Annotated in this window: 24 protein-coding genes, 1 tRNA gene and 1 other annotated feature; all 25 genes read left to right on the forward strand. The window is 46.3% G+C overall.

Annotated elements, in window-relative coordinates:
- Nucleotides 1-23: 23 nt before the first annotated feature.
- The 25 genes from DW091_RS03215 (at nt 24) to DW091_RS03335 (ending at nt 17,265) form a co-directional block, all read left to right on the forward strand.
- Entirely contained in the window at nt 24-806 is a 783-nt protein-coding gene (locus DW091_RS03215) for a carbon monoxide dehydrogenase accessory protein CooC (protein WP_013381867.1), read from the forward strand.
- A 63-nt stretch (nt 807-869) separates the two neighbouring features.
- Nucleotides 870-3,017 carry an acetyl-CoA decarbonylase/synthase complex subunit alpha/beta gene (gene acsB / locus DW091_RS03220; RefSeq protein ID WP_058695441.1) on the forward strand — a complete coding sequence of 716 codons (2,148 nt, stop codon included), beginning with the start codon at nt 870-872 and terminating at the stop codon, nt 3,015-3,017.
- Between the two features lie 129 nt (nt 3,018-3,146).
- The gene (locus tag DW091_RS20655; protein WP_263422102.1) at nt 3,147-3,536 is read left to right on the forward strand and encodes a zinc transporter; all 390 of its coding nucleotides are present in this window, start codon (nt 3,147-3,149) and stop codon (nt 3,534-3,536) included.
- Nucleotides 3,537-3,696: 160 nt separating this feature from the next.
- Nucleotides 3,697-3,897, forward strand: coding sequence for a CooT family nickel-binding protein (locus DW091_RS03230; RefSeq protein ID WP_013381863.1), 201 nt, complete (start codon nt 3,697-3,699; stop codon nt 3,895-3,897).
- Nucleotide 3,898: 1 nt separating this feature from the next.
- A complete protein-coding gene (locus DW091_RS03235; RefSeq protein ID WP_013381862.1) occupies nt 3,899-4,312 on the forward strand; it encodes a DUF3842 family protein in 414 nt (137 codons plus the stop codon).
- Between the two features lie 25 nt (nt 4,313-4,337).
- The gene (locus DW091_RS03240; RefSeq protein ID WP_058695440.1) at nt 4,338-4,556 is read left to right on the forward strand and encodes a hypothetical protein; all 219 of its coding nucleotides are present in this window, start codon (nt 4,338-4,340) and stop codon (nt 4,554-4,556) included.
- A 179-nt stretch (nt 4,557-4,735) separates the two neighbouring features.
- Nucleotides 4,736-5,524, forward strand: a complete 789-nt coding sequence (locus DW091_RS03245; RefSeq protein ID WP_058695439.1) for a M15 family metallopeptidase — start codon at nt 4,736-4,738, stop codon at nt 5,522-5,524.
- Between the two features lie 46 nt (nt 5,525-5,570).
- Nucleotides 5,571-6,326, forward strand: a complete 756-nt coding sequence (locus tag DW091_RS03250) for an AIR synthase related protein (RefSeq protein ID WP_118517385.1) — start codon at nt 5,571-5,573, stop codon at nt 6,324-6,326.
- 52 nt (nt 6,327-6,378) lie between these two features.
- Nucleotides 6,379-6,455, forward strand: a tRNA-Arg gene (locus tag DW091_RS03255).
- A gap of 82 nt (nt 6,456-6,537) precedes the next feature.
- Nucleotides 6,538-7,398, forward strand: coding sequence for an NAD(P)-dependent oxidoreductase (locus tag DW091_RS03260; RefSeq protein WP_058695437.1), 861 nt, complete (start codon nt 6,538-6,540; stop codon nt 7,396-7,398).
- Between the two features lie 23 nt (nt 7,399-7,421).
- On the forward strand, nt 7,422-7,967 hold the full coding sequence (locus DW091_RS03265) for a hypothetical protein (RefSeq protein WP_058695436.1): 546 nt from the start codon (nt 7,422-7,424) through the stop codon (nt 7,965-7,967).
- A gap of 89 nt (nt 7,968-8,056) precedes the next feature.
- Nucleotides 8,057-8,242 carry a hypothetical protein gene (locus DW091_RS03270; protein ID WP_058695435.1) on the forward strand — a complete coding sequence of 62 codons (186 nt, stop codon included), beginning with the start codon at nt 8,057-8,059 and terminating at the stop codon, nt 8,240-8,242.
- Between the two features lie 11 nt (nt 8,243-8,253).
- Entirely contained in the window at nt 8,254-8,778 is a 525-nt protein-coding gene (locus tag DW091_RS03275) for a GNAT family N-acetyltransferase (protein ID WP_118517386.1), read from the forward strand.
- 203 nt (nt 8,779-8,981) lie between these two features.
- Nucleotides 8,982-9,131, forward strand: coding sequence for a 50S ribosomal protein L33 (gene rpmG, locus DW091_RS03280; RefSeq protein ID WP_013381854.1), 150 nt, complete (start codon nt 8,982-8,984; stop codon nt 9,129-9,131).
- 22 nt (nt 9,132-9,153) lie between these two features.
- Complete coding sequence (gene secE / locus DW091_RS03285) at nt 9,154-9,528, forward strand: preprotein translocase subunit SecE (RefSeq protein ID WP_013381853.1); 375 nt, start codon at nt 9,154-9,156, stop codon at nt 9,526-9,528.
- A 15-nt stretch (nt 9,529-9,543) separates the two neighbouring features.
- Nucleotides 9,544-10,083, forward strand: a complete 540-nt coding sequence (gene nusG / locus DW091_RS03290) for a transcription termination/antitermination protein NusG (RefSeq protein ID WP_058695433.1) — start codon at nt 9,544-9,546, stop codon at nt 10,081-10,083.
- A gap of 45 nt (nt 10,084-10,128) precedes the next feature.
- Complete coding sequence (rplK, locus tag DW091_RS03295) at nt 10,129-10,554, forward strand: 50S ribosomal protein L11 (protein ID WP_038352880.1); 426 nt, start codon at nt 10,129-10,131, stop codon at nt 10,552-10,554.
- 62 nt (nt 10,555-10,616) lie between these two features.
- The gene (gene rplA / locus DW091_RS03300; protein WP_058695432.1) at nt 10,617-11,306 is read left to right on the forward strand and encodes a 50S ribosomal protein L1; all 690 of its coding nucleotides are present in this window, start codon (nt 10,617-10,619) and stop codon (nt 11,304-11,306) included.
- 46 nt (nt 11,307-11,352) lie between these two features.
- Nucleotides 11,353-11,489, forward strand: a sequence feature (ribosomal protein L10 leader region).
- Between the two features lie 32 nt (nt 11,490-11,521).
- Nucleotides 11,522-12,049, forward strand: a complete 528-nt coding sequence (rplJ, locus tag DW091_RS03305) for a 50S ribosomal protein L10 (protein WP_058695431.1) — start codon at nt 11,522-11,524, stop codon at nt 12,047-12,049.
- Between the two features lie 59 nt (nt 12,050-12,108).
- Entirely contained in the window at nt 12,109-12,489 is a 381-nt protein-coding gene (gene rplL, locus DW091_RS03310; protein WP_013381848.1) for a 50S ribosomal protein L7/L12, read from the forward strand.
- A gap of 136 nt (nt 12,490-12,625) precedes the next feature.
- The gene (proS, locus tag DW091_RS03315; RefSeq protein WP_118517387.1) at nt 12,626-14,077 is read left to right on the forward strand and encodes a proline--tRNA ligase; all 1,452 of its coding nucleotides are present in this window, start codon (nt 12,626-12,628) and stop codon (nt 14,075-14,077) included.
- A gap of 1 nt (nt 14,078) precedes the next feature.
- Entirely contained in the window at nt 14,079-14,663 is a 585-nt protein-coding gene (locus DW091_RS03320; protein WP_058695429.1) for a hypothetical protein, read from the forward strand.
- A 2-nt stretch (nt 14,664-14,665) separates the two neighbouring features.
- Nucleotides 14,666-15,997: a hypothetical protein gene (locus DW091_RS03325; protein WP_118517388.1), complete on the forward strand. Its 1,332-nt coding sequence runs from the start codon at nt 14,666-14,668 to the stop codon at nt 15,995-15,997.
- Nucleotides 15,997-16,713 carry a zinc ribbon domain-containing protein gene (locus DW091_RS03330; RefSeq protein WP_058695427.1) on the forward strand — a complete coding sequence of 239 codons (717 nt, stop codon included), beginning with the start codon at nt 15,997-15,999 and terminating at the stop codon, nt 16,711-16,713. Before DW091_RS03325 ends, DW091_RS03330 begins: the two co-directional genes overlap by 1 nt.
- Before the next feature lie 12 nt (nt 16,714-16,725).
- The gene (locus DW091_RS03335) at nt 16,726-17,265 is read left to right on the forward strand and encodes a DUF2284 domain-containing protein (protein WP_118517389.1); all 540 of its coding nucleotides are present in this window, start codon (nt 16,726-16,728) and stop codon (nt 17,263-17,265) included.
- The last annotated feature ends 68 nt before the right edge of the window (nt 17,266-17,333 follow it).

Raw genomic sequence — 17,333 nt, forward strand, 5'->3', positions numbered from 1 at the left:
TTTAAGAATGGACAGGTGATAAAATGAAAATAGCATTAACTGGAAAAGGTGGCGTTGGGAAAACGACAATTACAGCCTGCCTCAGCCGTTACTACGCCGATAAAGGTTTTAATGTATTGGCCGTTGATGCTGACCCCGATGCAAATTTAGGCCTGGCACTGGGTATGAGCGAAGAAATGATTGACAGCATCACACCTATTTCTGAAATGAAAGACTTGGCCGAAGAGAGAACAAACGCAAAAAAAGGAACCTACGGCGCCTTTTTCACAATGAATCCGGAAGTTGCGGATATTCCTGAAAAATTTTGCCGCGAGTTTAACGGTGTTAAGCTCTTAACAATGGGAACAGTCGATACTGGCGGAGGCGGATGCGTTTGCCCGGAACACGTACTGTTAAAAATGCTGACAACACATTTGGTTTTATACCAAAAGGATATTGTCATCATGGATATGGAAGCAGGGATTGAACATCTTGGTCGCGGAACTGCATCGGCGGTCGACGCGTTTATCGTTGTTGTGGAACCGGGTATCCGAAGCATCCAGACCTTTAAACGAATCAGCAAGCTGGCTGGCGACATCGGTGTCAAACACGTTTATGCCATTGGTAATAAAATCCGCAAACCGGAAGACATCGACTTCTTAAATGAACGGATCGGAGCAGAAAATATTTTTGGTTTCTTAGATTACAGCGATCAGATTTCCGGTTCAGACAGAAATAACAAGTCACCGTACGATGTTCCTGAAACCAGAGAAAAAATTGCAGCTCTCGGGGAAAAAATTGAAGCGACTGTAAAAAGTAATAAATAGTCCAATTCACCTAAAACATTCATAACTTTATATTGAAATATAAATACGGAGGAAGAAAATCACATGGAACGTAAGACTTATAATCTTTTTGATATAATTTACAGTGGTACTGCTAAATATCTTGAACGTGCTGAAAAAGATGTTGCAAAGGCCATTGAAGAAAAAGGCAGAGATGCAGAAGCTAAACTGCCGGATACCGCTTATGGTTTAGCTACAATTTACGCAATCACAGGCGAAAAATTATTAACAGTGGGCGATCTGGAACGCGGTATTGAAATGGCAAAAGAACACATCAACCGCACAAACATGCTGGCTGACGCTTTAGAAGCCGGTGTAGCCGCTGCAATGTTGTGTGAAATCATCCAGGCCTGCAAATACTTAGACGGCAACCCACATCCGGAATGGGTAGACGGCGCATTGACCGATGCGGTTGTCCGTTCCTTTGGTGTTGCTCTGGTTACCCAGGATATCCCTGGTGTTGCTGTTATTATCGGTGAACACAAGGATCCTGAACAGTTAGCAAAAACAATCAAATCTTATCAGAATAAAGGTCTTCAGACTTATCTGGTTGGTAAATGTATCGATCAGGCAAGAGACCAGAAAATCAAAATGGGCGTTGATCTTCGCGTTATCCCATGCGGTTACGAAATCGAAGATGTTATCAATGTTGTATCTGTTGCTGTTCGTGCTTCTATCATGTTCGGTAACACACCAGCCGGCGAATGGGAAAAACACAGAATTTACACAAGAGACCGTGTATTCGCATTTGTTAATGTATTTGGCGACTGGGATGACAAGATCATCGCTGCTGGCGCCTGCGCAATCGACATGGGCTTCCCGGCAATCACAGAAACGTACATCAACGAAGTTCCTACCCTGTTATTAAACCAGCCAGACCTGTCAAAAACAGACGCTACCTCTCTTGAAGCCCGTGGCATCAAGATCAAGGTTACTGAAATTGACTGTCCTGTATCCGTATCCTCCGCTTTCGAAGGCGAACGTGTCCGTAAAGACAACATGAAAGCTGAATTTGGCGGAAACAGAACAAAAGCCTGGGAATTGGTTCACACAGTAGAATTGGGCGATATCGAAGATCACAAGATCACCGTTGTCGGCCCGGATATCGACGATCCGCAGTTTGACGGTGTTGATGTTGTCCGTATTCCATTTGGCCTGGAAATCAAGGTTGCTGGTAAAGCAATGCAGTCCGACTTTGAATCTGTACTTGAAAGAAGATTACACTACTTCTTAAACTACATTGAAGGTTCAATGCACGTTGGACAGAGAAATATCTGCTGGGTTCGTTTAACCAAAGAAGCATTTGACGCTGGCTTCAGACTGCGCCACTTCGGTGAAGTAGTTTACGCTAAGATGTTAGACGAATTTGGTAAGGTAGTTGATAAAGTTGAAGTTACCATCTACACCAAAGAAGAAGATGTTGTACGTCTTGAAGAAGAACTGGTTAAACCAATCTACAACGTACGTGACGACAGACTGAACTCACTGACAGATGAAAGTGTCGATGTATTCTACACCTGTACACTGTGCCAGTCCTTCGCGCCTTCTCACGTTTGTGTTGTAACACCTGAACGTTTAGGTCTTTGCGGTGCTGTTTCCTGGTTAGACTCCAAAGCAACCAAAGAACTTGACCCGACAGGTCCTGCACAGCCAATCGAAAAGAACGGTGTTATCGACGAACGCTTAGGCGCATGGGAAGAAGTCAATGACGTTGTTGCCAAGTGCTCTCAGGGCGCAGTTGAAAAAGTTACCTTATACTCTATCCTCGAAGATCCAATGACCTCCTGCGGCTGCTTCGAATGTATCTGTGGTATTATGCCGGAAGCCAACGGTGTTGTTATTGTTAACCGTGAATTCGGCGGCATGACACCTACTGGTATGACTTTTGGTGAATTAGCTTCCATGACAGGTGGCGGGGTTCAGACTCCTGGCTTCATGGGCCACGGACGTCACTTTATCAGCTCCAAGAAATTCATGGCTGCTGAAGGTGGTATCGAAAGAATCGTATGGATGCCTAAGGAACTGAAAGACGACGTTGCTGAAAGATTAAACAAATCTGTACAGGAATTATACGGAATTGAAAACTTCACAGACATGGTTTGTGATGAAACAATCGCTGTTGACTCCGAAGCAGTATTAGAATTTTTAACAGAAAAAGGCCATCCAGCACTGGAAATGGATCCAATTATGTAATAAATACTTGCTTGAAAGCAGGACGTTGCCGTCCTGCTTTCTTTTTCTAAATAAGAATATTTCTAAAAGAGCAAGACAAATTTAAGGAAAAAGGTTATAATTATATTATAAAAGCATGGAGGGATTATAATGAGCGAACACAGCCACGAACACATACATACACACAGCCATCCGCACGACGGAAGCCACGATCATGAACATGGACACAGCCATGACGGAGTGCATGACCACGAGCATACACACACACATACACATCCTCATGACCACGAGCATGGACATGACCACGACCATGCCCATTCCCACGGGGGAGAAGGCAAGGATATCGAAATTTTAGGCCTCCTGCTGGACCATTGGGCAGACCATAACCAGGAGCACGCTAAAGAATATAAAAACTGGGTGGACAAAATGAACGCAGTGGGCAAGACCGAAGTGTCAAAGGCCATTGAAGAAGCCATCGCCCTGATCGGCCAGGCCGACGAACATTTAATGGAAGCTAAAAAGGCTTTAGTTAAATCGTAAAGTTTATGCCCCCTATTGCCATAAAATGGGTTGATAAATCGGGCTGAACATTATATACTAAGATTGTAAAAGATGATTAACTCCGGTATCCGGGGCTCTTGTTATCCATCCGGATACCAGAACGAAAATCTAATTTTCAAATTGAAAGGAGATGTTTGTTATGTGCGAATCTTCAGCATATTTAGTGAATAAAAAAGGCGAAGAAGAAAAAATTATGGACTATGTCATCGACATTGTGCCTAACAATGACGGAAGCCTGACACTTTCAGACCTTTTAGGAGGCACTAAAATTGTCAACGGACGTTTAAAAGAAGTAAAATTATTAAACCACAAGATTCTGATTGAGGACGCAGCGGTATAAGATGAATATTGTTGTGTTGGACGGAATGGGCGGCGGCATCGGGTCCCGGATTGTTGGCATCCTGAAAGAAGAGATCCCACCTTATATTGAAGTGTACGGTTTGGGAACAAATGCCCTGGCAACAGCGGCGATGCTCAAAAAAGGTGCCAACAAAGGGGCGACCGGTGAAAATGCTATTGTGGTAAATGCGGGAAAAGCAGATGTGATTATCGGCTCGATTGCCATGACAATGCCCAATGAGATGATGGGCGAGGTGACAATGCGGATGGTGGAGGCAATAAACGCCAGCGAAGCCATTAAAATTTATATTCCGATTTTACCGGAAAATAACTATATTGTTTCCCTTGAGGAAAAACCACTGTTATTGCAGATCCGTGAAGCCGTTGCATTGATTAAAAAAGAGCTGAATCTTTAATACAGATACTTAGAAGGTGACTGAAATGGAAAAATTATCCGAAAAGGACGCTGAAGTTTTTCAGGTATTACTGGTACATTGGATTAATCACAACGGTGAGCATGTGGAGGGCTATCGCGAATGGTCCGAAAAAATGGCGGGCGTCAGACCCGAGGTGGCTGGTGAGATAGACAAGGCGATTGACTATATGCAGAAAGCTGCCAGAAAGCTGATGGAAGCCAAAATTAAATTTCAGGAAAGCTGAGAGCAGACAATAAAATAAATTGAAAAATATTTGCTTGAAGGCAGGGTTTATTAACCATGTCTTTTTTTATTGATTTGCTGGGTAAGACCGCTTTATTTTAAGCGGTCTTATTTTTTTCTTTTGATAATTAAAGAGTAATCGGTTATAATAGAGATATCTTGAAACAGGAGGCTGAAGGAATGTCGCTAAAAATTAAAAATCCAAAAAGATTTTTAATCTCATTGATCGTTACCCTGCTTTTATTGCTTTTTGTCATCGTCGGCTTTTTTACAGTGATGGGAAAAATCATTGGTTTGTTTACCAAAAAAGATGAACCGCAGGTTACGCCTGAGCCGACAGCAACCGCTCAGGCGGCAACGCCGGCCCCTTCAGCGCCACCGACGCCCGCGGCGCCGACTGTTGACCCTTCCAATCTGGGCGATATTCAGGTTCTGGTCAATAAAACCCATGAGCTGCCCTCAGATTACGAGCCTTCAGATTTAGTGACAGTCCCCCTGAGGGGAAGCCGGGAGACACAGCTCCGCCAGCAGGCCTCAGATGCGCTGGTCAAGCTTTTTGAGGCCGCGGACAGCGACGGTGTGACTCTTTACTGCGCCTCTGGGTACCGCTCCTACAGTATGCAGGAGGATCTGTTTGCAGAGAACGTCGCTGCTTACGGCGAAGAACAGGCTAACCTTGTCAGCGCGAAGCCAGGCCAGAGTGAGCATCAGACCGGTCTCTGCATGGATCTGACCTGCGAGTCGATGGGGATGGACCTTCAGGAAAGCTTTGCCGATACAGCCGAAGGCCAGTGGATTGCCAATAATGCCCAGAATTATGGCTTTATTATCCGTTTTCCGGAGGGGAAGACTGATATCACCGGTTATTCCTATGAGCCTTGGCATATCCGCTATGTGGGTGTGGACGCGGCAAAAGAGATACACAGCAAAAATGAAACCTTTGAGGAATATTTAGGACAGACAAACTGAGGATGTGCCGAAACGCACATCCTCGTTTCGATTTCGGGAGGAAAGAATGCGCGTAGAAAAAATCAGAGACTGTACCCTGATTTACAGAGACACAGAGGAAGCCATTGTCATCACCTGTGATTCCATTGGCGCTATTGGTGATAAGGAGATGGATGTGGTCAGGGTAACACCCGAGCTGACAGCCTATGAAACGGTCAAGGTGGCCCTGGGCGAGCTGCTGGCCCTCGGGGCGGCGCCCATTGCGATTTCGGACGGACTGGCTGTGGAGACCGACCCCACAGGAAAACGGATGATCAGCGGTATTAAGAAAGCCATTGCAGAATTGCCGGATTATGAAATTGCCCTGACTGGAAGCTGTGAGGACAATATGCCCACAGTCCAGACTGGAGCGGGCATTACCGTGATCGGCCTTATACAGGCAAAGCAGGTAAAATACCAGATCACAAGGCCGGGCGACAGGGCTGTTCTTTTCGGAAGGCCGCTGTACGGAGAAAATTTTTCAAAGCAGCTGCACTTAGCGCTGCAGCTGCCGGATTTTACAGCGATCCGAAAAATTTCTGGGCTTTTGGAGATGGTGCCCGTGGGCTCAAAGGGTATTGCCTACGAGGTTTTAAAAATCGCGGAGGACAATGGGCTGGGATTTGAATGGGAGAACCAGCTCCCCTTTGACGTGAAACAGTCTGGCGGCCCGGCTTCCTGCTGCGTGGGAACCATCCCAGAAGCGGAGATCGCTCAGCTCGAAAAATATACAGGAAAGCAGATTACAGAGCTGGGAAGCTTTATAAAAAACAATCTTCGTTAAATTAAATCTTGCTTTTTTCATAGAAGATTATTATAATAGTATAGAAAAATGCGTCCCTATAGCTCAGTAGGATAGAGCAGCGGTTTCCTAAACCGCGTGCCGGAGGTTCGAATCCTCTTAGGGACGCCAGTTCATTTTGTTGAAACAGCCCCGAAAGCAGAGCTTGTCGGGGTTTTTATATCGGCAATTGCTTTAATAAGGAGAGATAAAAATGAAGATCGGATTTATCGGAATCGGCGTAATGGGGCAGTCCATGGTCAGAAACCTGATGAAAAAGGGCTATGACGTTTCGGTTTATAACCGCACAAAGGCAAAGGCGGACGCCGTGGTGCAGGAAGGGGCCCATTGGTGCGGCAGCGCAGCGGACTGCGCGGCAGATAAGGATGTGGTCATAACCATTGTGGGCTATCCAAAGGATGTGGAGGAAGTTTATTTCGGCAGTACAGGTGTTATTGAGAACGCCAGAGAGGGCGCAGTGCTGATCGATATGACCACAACCAGCCCCAAGCTTTCCAAGCGCATCTATGAAGCGGCCGCCAAGCGCGGCATCGCAGCGCTGGACGCCCCGGTATCCGGCGGAGATGTGGGTGCAGAAAAGGGAACCCTGTCCATTATGGTCGGTGGCGACGAAGACGTGTTTAAAACCTGTCTGCCAGTTTTTGAGGCCATGGGGACCAATATTATCTATGAAGGCGGCCCGGGAGCAGGCCAGCACACCAAAATGGCCAACCAGATCGCCATTGCAGGTGCTGTATCCGGTGTTTGCGAGGCTTTAGCCTATGCGAAGGCCGTTGGGCTGGATGAACAGACCATGCTTGACAGTATCAGCGCAGGAGCGGCCGGGAGCTTCCAGATGAGTAATACTGCGCCGAGAATCCTGAAAGACGATTTTGCGCCCGGCTTTTTTGTGAAGCATTATATCAAGGATATGAAAATTGCCAGAGAGGAAGCCGAGGAGGCCTCTGCGCATTTAGAGGTGCTGGGCAAGGTGCTGGAAATGTACGAAAGCCTTGAAAAAGAGGGCTATGGCGATCTGGGGACTCAGGCGCTGATTAAATATTACGAGCAGTAAAGCCATAGAATTTGAGGTAAAACATGAGAATCAGGGATGAGAAGCTGAAGAACGAGACCAAGCAGCTGGAGCGGACCTATAAGATCTGCAAACAAGAAATTGAAAAGATCAACCAGGCCATGTCTGGAAGCCCGGACGCGGTAGAGCTGGCGGATCTGAATTATCAGAGAGGATTTCTGGAAGGGCGACTCCAAAGCGCCGGCGCCATGCTGAATTTTTTTCAGGATTACAGTGCACACCCTCTGGAGCTTTCGTATGAGCTGAGCCCGGAGGCGAAAATGGATGAGGTGCAGGCCGACCGTATTTTGCAGCTTCTGAACCATCACCTGTCAGCCTACGCCTTTGAGCTGGCCCAGGAGCAAAAGGGCGCCGCGGTCCACGGCGAAAATATCCGAAGCGCTGTTCAGGTGATCAATGTCCTGATCAGTGTGCTGGAAATCCTGAATCCGGGTTATGTGTATAAATTTTTCGACGGCCGCAGCGGCAGCTGGACAGGGGTTTACTGCTTTGAAAAGGGAAAAGAGGACGAAGGCTTTCAAATCGTGCTAAAGCAGGATATACCGCGCTGAAAGCATACAAAATTATAACAATTTCTGCATTGCGGGCAAAGATGGATTGTGCTAAAATAAGTCGACTTACAGTAAAGGGGTGAAAGCTTGTGGATGAATTTAAAAAATATATCATCATTGCCATACTGGCGCTTATAGCTGTTTTGGTGGCGCCGGTGATCATCGCTCTGCTGGGGATTGTCCTGTCACCTGTGATTACGACAATCGGATTTATCGTGATCCTGTTTGCCGTGACAGTTTTTATTGCCTATAAAAATAAAATCGGAAGAAAATAGGAGAATTGTTATTGACAAGAACGTTGGAAACGGCCGAAAAGCGCATCACGGTGCGTCTGGCAAAGGAGAAGGATTATCAGAGAATACTGGATATTCTGAATGCGGCCATTCTGGAAAGGCGTGTCACAGCGCTTTTGACTCCGGTTACCATGGAAAGCCGCAGAGGCTGGTTCAAGGAGCACAGCGACGGTGTACACCCCATTTACGTGGCCGAGAAGGACGATATCGTAGCCGGGTGGATGGCAGTGACCGCTTACCGCTGCGGCAGGGAGGGCTTCAAACATGCCTGCGAAATCAGCTATTATATCGCGCCAGAGTTTCGGGGCAGCGGCATTGGTTCAAGCCTGATGGAGCATGTGATTTGCGAGAGCAGGAAAAGGGGACTCAAAAACCTGATGGCGGTTATTTTTGCTGATAATCTGGGTTCGCAGCGCCTGGCCTTTAAATATGGTTTTAAAATCTGGGGTACTTTTCCAGAGATTGTCGAGATCGACGGCAGAACCACAGACTGCTATCAAATGGGCCTGAAACTTTGAGAATTATTGCTTGATTATTCCTGGCGATTCTGCTATAATAGCTTGTAGTGTTTTGATGTGAAAGGCGTTACGCCTTTTTTTATTGTTTTATTGACATGGGGCACCGTTTTATGCTATTCTATACTGGTGACCATGAAAATAGGAAACGTGTGTCTATATGATGTTATTCGTGTATATAATAAAGGATGTAGGAGGTGCTGTAATTGAGAGTTAAAGTAACTTTGGCATGTACGGAATGTAAACAAAGAAACTACGATACAATGAAAAATAAAAAGAACAATCCGGATCGTTTAGAAGAAAAAAAATATTGCAAGTTCTGTAAAAAGCATACACTGCATAAAGAAACGAAATAGGATTGGCTAAGAGGAATTAATCATGGCAGCTAAGACGAAAAAAAAGTCTAAAAATGCAAAAAACACAAACACTAAAAATGATAATATCCAAAAGACACAGGTAGCTGAATCAAAAAAGACGAGTGTTGCCAAGGATGACAAAAAGAGCACTGACAGTAAAGATAAAAAGAATACCAAGAAATCTGACAAAAAGAAAAAGCCAAATATCTTTGTCCGCATGCTTGACTTTGTTAAGGGAGTTTTCTCTGAGCTTAAAAAGGTCAACTGGCTGACAAAAGAAGAATTGGCAAAGAGCTCTGGCTTTGTGGCCGGCTTTGTCGCAATCTTCACATTTTTGATTTGGATTATTGATTCAGGTCTTGGTGCATTGGCCGCTCTACTTATTGGACTTAAATAGTACTGAGGGATAATCATGGAATATGAAAACAGTGGCCAGGCAGAATGGTACGTTGCCCACACCTACTCAGGATATGAGAACAAGGTAAAGGCGAGTATTGAAGCAACGGTCGAAAACAGACATATGGAGGATCAGATCCTCGAAGTACAGGTTCCTGTACAGGAAGTTGTCGAAACAAAGGACGGCAAGCGCGTCGTAAGAGAGAAAAAGCTCTTTCCGGGATACGTTATGGTCAAGATGTTTATGACCGATGATTCCTGGTACGTTGTACGTAACACGCGTGGTGTAACCGGCTTTGTCGGCCCGGCCTCCAAGCCCGTTCCATTAACCAAAGCCGAACTCAAAAATATGGGCATCAAGCAGCAGGCCATTCAGATCGACCTTGAGGTCGGTGATGAAGTCAATGTTGTGGATGGACCATTTGAAGGTTTTGCCGGAGTTATCGAAGAGATAAATCTGGAAAAATCAAAAGTTAAGGTCAATATTTCCATGTTTGGACGGGAAACCCCGACTGAACTGGAATTTGAACAAATACAAAAAATTAAGAACACTTAAGGGAAAACTATTCTTCAATTATGAAAAAATGAAGGAGGTGTTAGCATGGCAAAAAAAGTAATTGGTCTCATCAAGTTACAGATTCCTGCAGGTAAAGCTACTCCAGCTCCACCGGTTGGTCCGGCTCTGGGTCAGCATGGTGTAAATATCATGGGTTTCTGTAAAGAATTTAACGCTAAAACAGCAAATGAAGCAGGTATGATTATCCCGGTAGTAATTACCGTATATCAGGATCATTCCTTCACATTTATCACAAAAACTCCACCGGCAGCCGTTTTACTCAAAAAGGCAGCAGGGATTGATAAAGCTTCCGGCGTACCAAACAAAACAAAAGTTGCAAAAATTTCTCAGGACCAGGTCCGCGAAATCGCAACCTTAAAAATGCCTGACCTTAATGCAGCCAATGTTGAATCAGCTATGAGAATGATCGCTGGTACAGCACGCAGCATGGGTATCACTGTAGAAGAATAAGAATTCAGAAGGTAGAAACACCTTAAGTGGGAGGGAAACCGCTAAAACCACAAGGAGGAAATATGAAACGAGGAAAGAAATATCAGGACAATTTAAAAAGTTTTGATAAAGCTGAATTATTTGACCTTGACGCCGCAGTGGCGCAGGTTAAAAAAATGGCTACCGCTAACTTTGATGAAAGTATTGAAATGCACATCAAGCTCGGCGTTGACTCCCGTCATGCAGACCAGCAGGTTCGTGGCGCCATTGTACTGCCGAATGGTACTGGTAATACCGTAAAAGTTTTAGTTGTCGCCAAAGGTGACAAACTGAAAGAAGCGGAAGAAGCCGGTGCAGATTTCTTTGGCGAAGATGAAATTATTGATAAAATCCAAAAAGAAAATTGGTTTGATTTTGATGTTATGATTGCTACACCAGATATGATGGGCAAGGTTGGTCGTTTGGGTCGTGTTTTAGGTCCAAAGGGCTTAATGCCAAACCCGAAATCCGGTACAGTAACCATGGATATCGCAAAAGCTGTCCAGGATACCAAAGCTGGTAAGGTTGAATACCGTCTGGATAAGACAAACATTATCCACGTAATCATCGGTAAGGCTTCTTTTACAGAAGAACAGCTCATGCAGAATATGACAACCCTTCTGGAAACCATCAAGAAAGCAAAACCAGCTGCTGCAAAAGGTCAGTACTTCAGAAGTGTTACCATTGCAAGCACAATGAGTCCTGGTGTAAAAATTAATACAGCAAAAATCTGACTTGACATAAAAACAGACTAATGATACAATATTCGATGTTGTAAAAAAGTTATAAAACGTTCATCCATAGACAGCAGGGACTGCGGTTTAAACATCCTGCCGAGGCTGAAGAGACACGAGCATTATATACATGATGATATAGGCTCTCTTCACCTGCGTGGAGAGAGCTTTTTATATGACTAAATTTCACATCGTAAGGAGGTGCAGAAAAGAATATGCCAAATATTGAAGCAAAACAAGCTATCGTGCAGGAAATTGCCGATAAAATGAAAAATGCACAGGGTACAGTCGTTGTTGACTATCGTGGCTTAAACGTAGAAGAAGTGACCGAATTAAGAAAAAAAGCCAGAGAAAACAACATCGATTATAAAGTTTATAAAAACTCTATGATGCGTTTTGCAGCGAAAGAAGCAGGCGTAGAAGGCTTACTGGATGTTTTGGTTGGACCAACAGCCATCGCATTCTGTGAAGACGATCCAGTCGCTCCAGCTAAACTGATCAACGATTTTGCGGCAGCACACAAAGCTTTGGAAATTAAAGCAGGCGTTGTCGAAGGTAAGGTTTTAGATGTAGCTGGCGTTAAGGAATTAGCCGAATTACCGCCACGCGAAGTATTGGTTGCAAAAGTCCTTGGCGGCTTAAACGCACCAATCTCTGGTTTCGCAAACGTATTGAACGCAAACCTGAAGGGTTTAGTTGTCGCTTTAAACGCGATCGCAGAACAGAAAGGCGCAGAGGCATAAGCCTAGGCACCGTGATTTAAAAAATTAAAAATAATTAAACAATTTTGGAGGATATTACAATGAGTGAAAAAGTAACACAGTTAATTGAAGACGTAAAAGGTTTAACCGTATTAGAATTATCTGAATTAGTAAAAGCTTTAGAAGAAGAATTTGGCGTTAGCGCTGCTGCTCCTGTAGCTGTAGCTGCTGCTCCTGCTGCTGGTGGCGCTGCTCCTGCTGCTGAAGAAAAAACTGAATTCGACGTTGTTTTAGCTGCTGCTGGCGACCAGAAAATCAAAGTTATCAAAGTTGTTCGTGAATTAACAGGTTTAGGCTTAAAAGAAGCTAAAGCAGTTGTTGACGAAGCTCCAAAGCCGCTTAAAGAAGGCGTTACCAAAGAAGAAGCTGACGAAATCAAAGCTAAGATTGAAGAAGTTGGCGGTAGCGTAGAAGTTAAATAATTTAACTTTTATAAAACACAGAAAACAAAGTGCTATGGGCCTGTTCCATGGCACTTTTTTTAATTTCTGCATTTTTAAGCCACGCCAATTGTGTTATAATAGTTTCATGTGAGTTTGAATACGAAAGGATTTTACAATGGGTAAAAAACAAAATAATCAGGTTAAAGAAATTACACCAATGGAAGTTGACTTTCCACAGTGGTATACAGACGTTATCTCTAAAACAGAATTGTGTGACTACTCCCCAGTCAAGGGGTTTATGGTCATCCGCCCTTATGGCTACGCCATCTGGGAGAACATTCAGAAAGCCTATGACGAACGCTTTAAAGCGACCGGTCATAAAAATATGTACTTCCCGCTGCTGATTCCAGAAAGCCTGCTGAAAAAAGAAGCAGAACACGTCGAGGGTTTTGCGCCCGAGGTTGCCTGGGTCACTAAGGGCGGCGACAAAGAGCTGGCGGAGCCCCTCTGTGTGCGTCCAACCTCCGAAACCATCATTTGCAGCATGTACGCAAAATGGCTGCACTCCTACAGACAGCTGCCGTTTTTATACAACCAGTGGTGCTCTGTCGTGCGCTGGGAAAAAACCACAAGACCTTTCCTGAGAACCTCTGAGTTCCTGTGGCAGGAAGGCCATACCCTGCACGAAACCCCAGAGGAAGCCCAGGAAGAAACCATGCAGATGTTAAACATCTACCGTGAAGTGGCAGAGGACATTATGGCCATTCCAGTTGTCGTAGGCCAGAAAAGCGAAAAAGAAAAATTTGCCGGCGCTGCCGCAACCTATACCATGGAAGCCCTGATGCACGATGGGCAGGCTCTGCAGTCCGGCACCTCCCATAACCTCGGACAGCACTTCACCAAAGCCTTTGACATTACCTATCTGGACAGAAATAATGAACAGGCCTATCCATACCACACCTCCTGGGGTGTATCCACCCGCCTGATCGGTGGTATTATCATGGTGCACGGCGACGACAACGGGCTGGTTCTTCCGCCGCGCATCGCGCCGACCCAGCTCGTCATTATCCCCGTTGCCCAGCACAAGGAAGGCGTCCTTGACAAAGCCTATGAGCTCAAGGATATTTTGGGCACAGAATTCCGCGTGGAGCTGGACGACAGCGACAGCAATTCCCCAGGCTGGAAGTTTAACCAGTGGGAAATGAAAGGTGTGCCGATTCGACTGGAAATCGGACCGCGTGATATTGAAAACGGACAGTGCGTCCTGGCCCGCCGCGACACCGGCGAAAAAGTGCAGGCAGCGCTGGAGGGGATCGCAGAAGCTGTCCGCACCCTGCTGGACGAAATTCAGCAGAACCTGTTCGACCGCGCCCTCAAGATGCGCGAGGAAAAAACATCGACCGCAGTGGATATGGACGAGTTTAAGAAAAATCTTAAGGAAAACCCAGGCTTTATCAAAGCCATGTGGTGTGAGGACCGCGCCTGCGAAGACAAAATCAAGGACGAAACCGGCGCCAGTGTCCGCTGCGTTCCATTCGACGATGAGCAGGAAGTAATCGGCGAGGGCAAATGCGTCTGCTGCGGCAAGCCCGCCAAGAAAATGGCTTATTTCGCCCGCGCTTACTAAAATGAATAAAGCAAGAGTATTAAAAGATATCCCCTTTGAACTCGACGTCGACGCCTTTTTCACGCATATCCGCATGGAGAAGGAGTCGAAGCGTTCAAAGCGGATATTCGAGATCATCGAAACCGCAAGCCCCTACATCCGCCCTGTGGCCATGTATAAACGGGCTGAGATCCAGATGGTGGACAGCGAGGTATTTACCATTGACGGACTGGCCTTTAAGAGCGGGGAGATTGTGGAGCTTCTGAAGCGGGAAAACTTTGTTTTCCCCAACATTGTATCCTGCGGGCCAGAGATCGAAGCTTTCTGCGTTGACCGCAAAAAGGTACTGGACCAGTACATTACCATGGAGCTCTGCAACTTTAGCTGTGCCGCCGCCAGAGAAGCCATGTTTAACGCCATCAGAGAAGAATTTAAAATGGAAGAGAGCACCGAGCTGTTTCCAGGCGAAAAGGGCTGGGATCTGCAGCAGGGCATCCAGATCTTTAAAATATTCTCAAAGGAAACCGAAGGGGCAGGGCTCAGCATATCAGAGGCGGGCGTTCCAAAGCCCAGCCGCAGCGCCTACGGCCTGATCGTCGGCAGTTGACAATGGCAGACAGACAACCCAGAAAGGGATGGTACAAGCTGGACAATGCGGGAACGCTGTATTCCTCCATTGCGTCCTCCAGGGTATCGACCGTGTTTCGGATGACACTGGGGCTCACCGAGGAGGTGGACCCCGAGGCCCTGCAAAAAGCTCTGGACAACGTGATGGTGCGCTTTCCGTACTTTAACGTCACGCTGCGCCGGGGCTTTTTCTGGTATTACTACGATCATTCCGAAAATCGCCCCCTGGTTGAAAAAGAGTCCCACTATCCCTGCAAAACCATTCGTCAGCGAAAGGGCGTATTTCCCTTCCGGATTCTGTACTATGGCCGTTATATCCATTTGGAAATGAGCCACTCCATCTGCGACGGCTATGGCGGTTTAGCTTTTTTAAAGCCGCTTGTATTAGAATATTTTAAAGTAAAGGACGGCATTGTCTGTAAGAATCTGGGCGACATCATTGACATTAACAGTCCGGTAGACCCCGAGGAATATGAGGATGCCTTTAAAAAATATTATGAGCGAAAGGTTCCGCCGCCGCAAAAGGGAGAGAAGGCCTACCATTTCCCTTTTGGCCTGCTGGACAAGGGGCAGTACCTGCTGCTGACCGGCATCGTACCAGTAAAAGAGGTGCTGGCGCAGTCAAGGGCCCATAAATGTACCCTCACACAGTTTATCACAGCCCTTTACTTTGAGAGCATCCAGGAATATATCCTGGGCCTTGAGAAAAAGAAACGCGCCCGGTCCGGCCATACCAAGGCCAATATCGCCATCAATGTGCCGGTGGACCTGCGAGCCTTTTTTCCGTCCAAAACCCTGCGGAATTTCTTCATCAGCCTGAACCCGGCCATTGATATGCAGCTGGGGGTTTACAGCCTGGAAGAGATTATCGACCAGATCAAGGGTTATATGGGCCTGTATATTAACCGGAAAAATATCAACCGCTATGTTTCCAGAAACGTGCGCAACGAGGAGCTTATGGTATTGCGCGTGATTCCCCTGTGGGTAAAACGCGTGATTATGCCCATTGTGTATAAGCGCTACGGCGAAAGGAGCTATACCAGCTCCGTCAGCAATCTGGGAAGCATCTGGATGCCCGAAGAAGTCCGGGACCGGATTACCGGGTTCGAGATATTCCCGCCGCCCAGCGCCGGAAACCAGCTGAAAATCGTCATGGCAAGCTATGGCGATAAGCTGTATATCTCCTTTGGAAAGACCACCGGAGAAAAGGACATCGAGCGGATTTTTTTCAGAAAGCTGCGAAAGCTGGGAATCCCGGTCAGAATTGAGGGGAACCAGATTAATTATTACGAAGTCGAAAGGGAGGATGCCTAATGGCCTATTGTCCAAAATGCGGCGTTGAGGTCGATAACAACGTCAAAAACTGCCCGCTGTGCGATTTTCCAATCCCCGATATCGGCGAGGAGCCAAAAGGTGAAAAGCGTTATCCCCTGGCGGTCAACACCTATCCTGAGGACCATCTGGAAAAGAAAAACCAGATTTTTTACGCGTTGGAAATTATTGTGGCGGCAGTATTTTTAATTAATATGGTGTTATACTGGTTTATCCCTTTTAACCCGACCATTACTCAGATTATTATGATTTCGTCCGTTTCGCTGGCGCTGTACCTGATGTTTTGCTTTAATTATCTGCCGGCGCTGGTGAATCTTCTGGGCTGCTATTTTACCACGCTGCTTCTGGGTTCCATTATTTATACGATTGTGGGCGGCTCGGGAGACTGGTTTGTAAATTACGCCATGCCGATCGTGACGATTCTTTTTATCGACCTTTTGGTTTTTGGCATCATCTATAAAAAGAACCGCCACCGGAATCAGTTCATTTATGTTCCAGTGTTTTTGATTGCTTTCAGCGTTATGCTGTGCCTGGGGATAGACGGCGTGATTGCCTATAACCTGCTGGGGCATCTGCGCTTTACCTGGTCTCTGATCGTCGCTGTGTCTGGTATCTGTATTATCGCCCTGCTCATGGGCATTTACCACGGGGTGCCCGACCGCACCAAGGCATACCTGAAGAAAAAACTACATGTATAGAGGAGGCGGAAAGTGACCAGACAAGAAAAAATCGAGGCGCGGCTGTTGGAAATGCCCCTTTACGACTATGCCTTTTTTCCGGTAAAGGACATTATTTTTACTCAGGATGTGCGCACCATCTGCGAAATGAACGACTGCGGTATGTACGGAAGGCGCTGGGTATGCCCGCCAGTGATCGGCAGCATTGAGACGTGCATTGCCCAGTGCCAGGCTTATGAGCACGGCTTTCTCTTCTCAACCGTTACCGAGGTTGCGGATTCCTTCGACCTCAAGGCCTGCGTTGAGGCCAGAGGCGACCATGAGGCCATTACCTACGAGATCGCCCAGATATTCCGGCAGGAAACCGAAAATCCGCTCATTTTGTCGACCGGCTGTATCCCCTGTGAGCGCTGCACCTATCCAGACGCGCCCTGCCGCCACCCTGAGCGGGCCTTTAAAACCATAGAAAGTCACGGCATCATGATTATGCAGATGGCAGCCCAGCAGGGAATGGATTACGACTGCGGACAGAACATTGTGACCTACTTTTCACTGGTTTTGTACAACCTTTAGTAAGGAGCGTTGAGTGGCTTGAGAAATGGGTAAAACCATTGTATAATAGAAATAGTTCTAATCAAGGA

Source organism: Eubacterium sp. AM05-23 (genome assembly GCF_003477535.1).
Lineage (GTDB): Bacteria > Bacillota > Clostridia > Eubacteriales > Eubacteriaceae > Eubacterium > Eubacterium maltosivorans.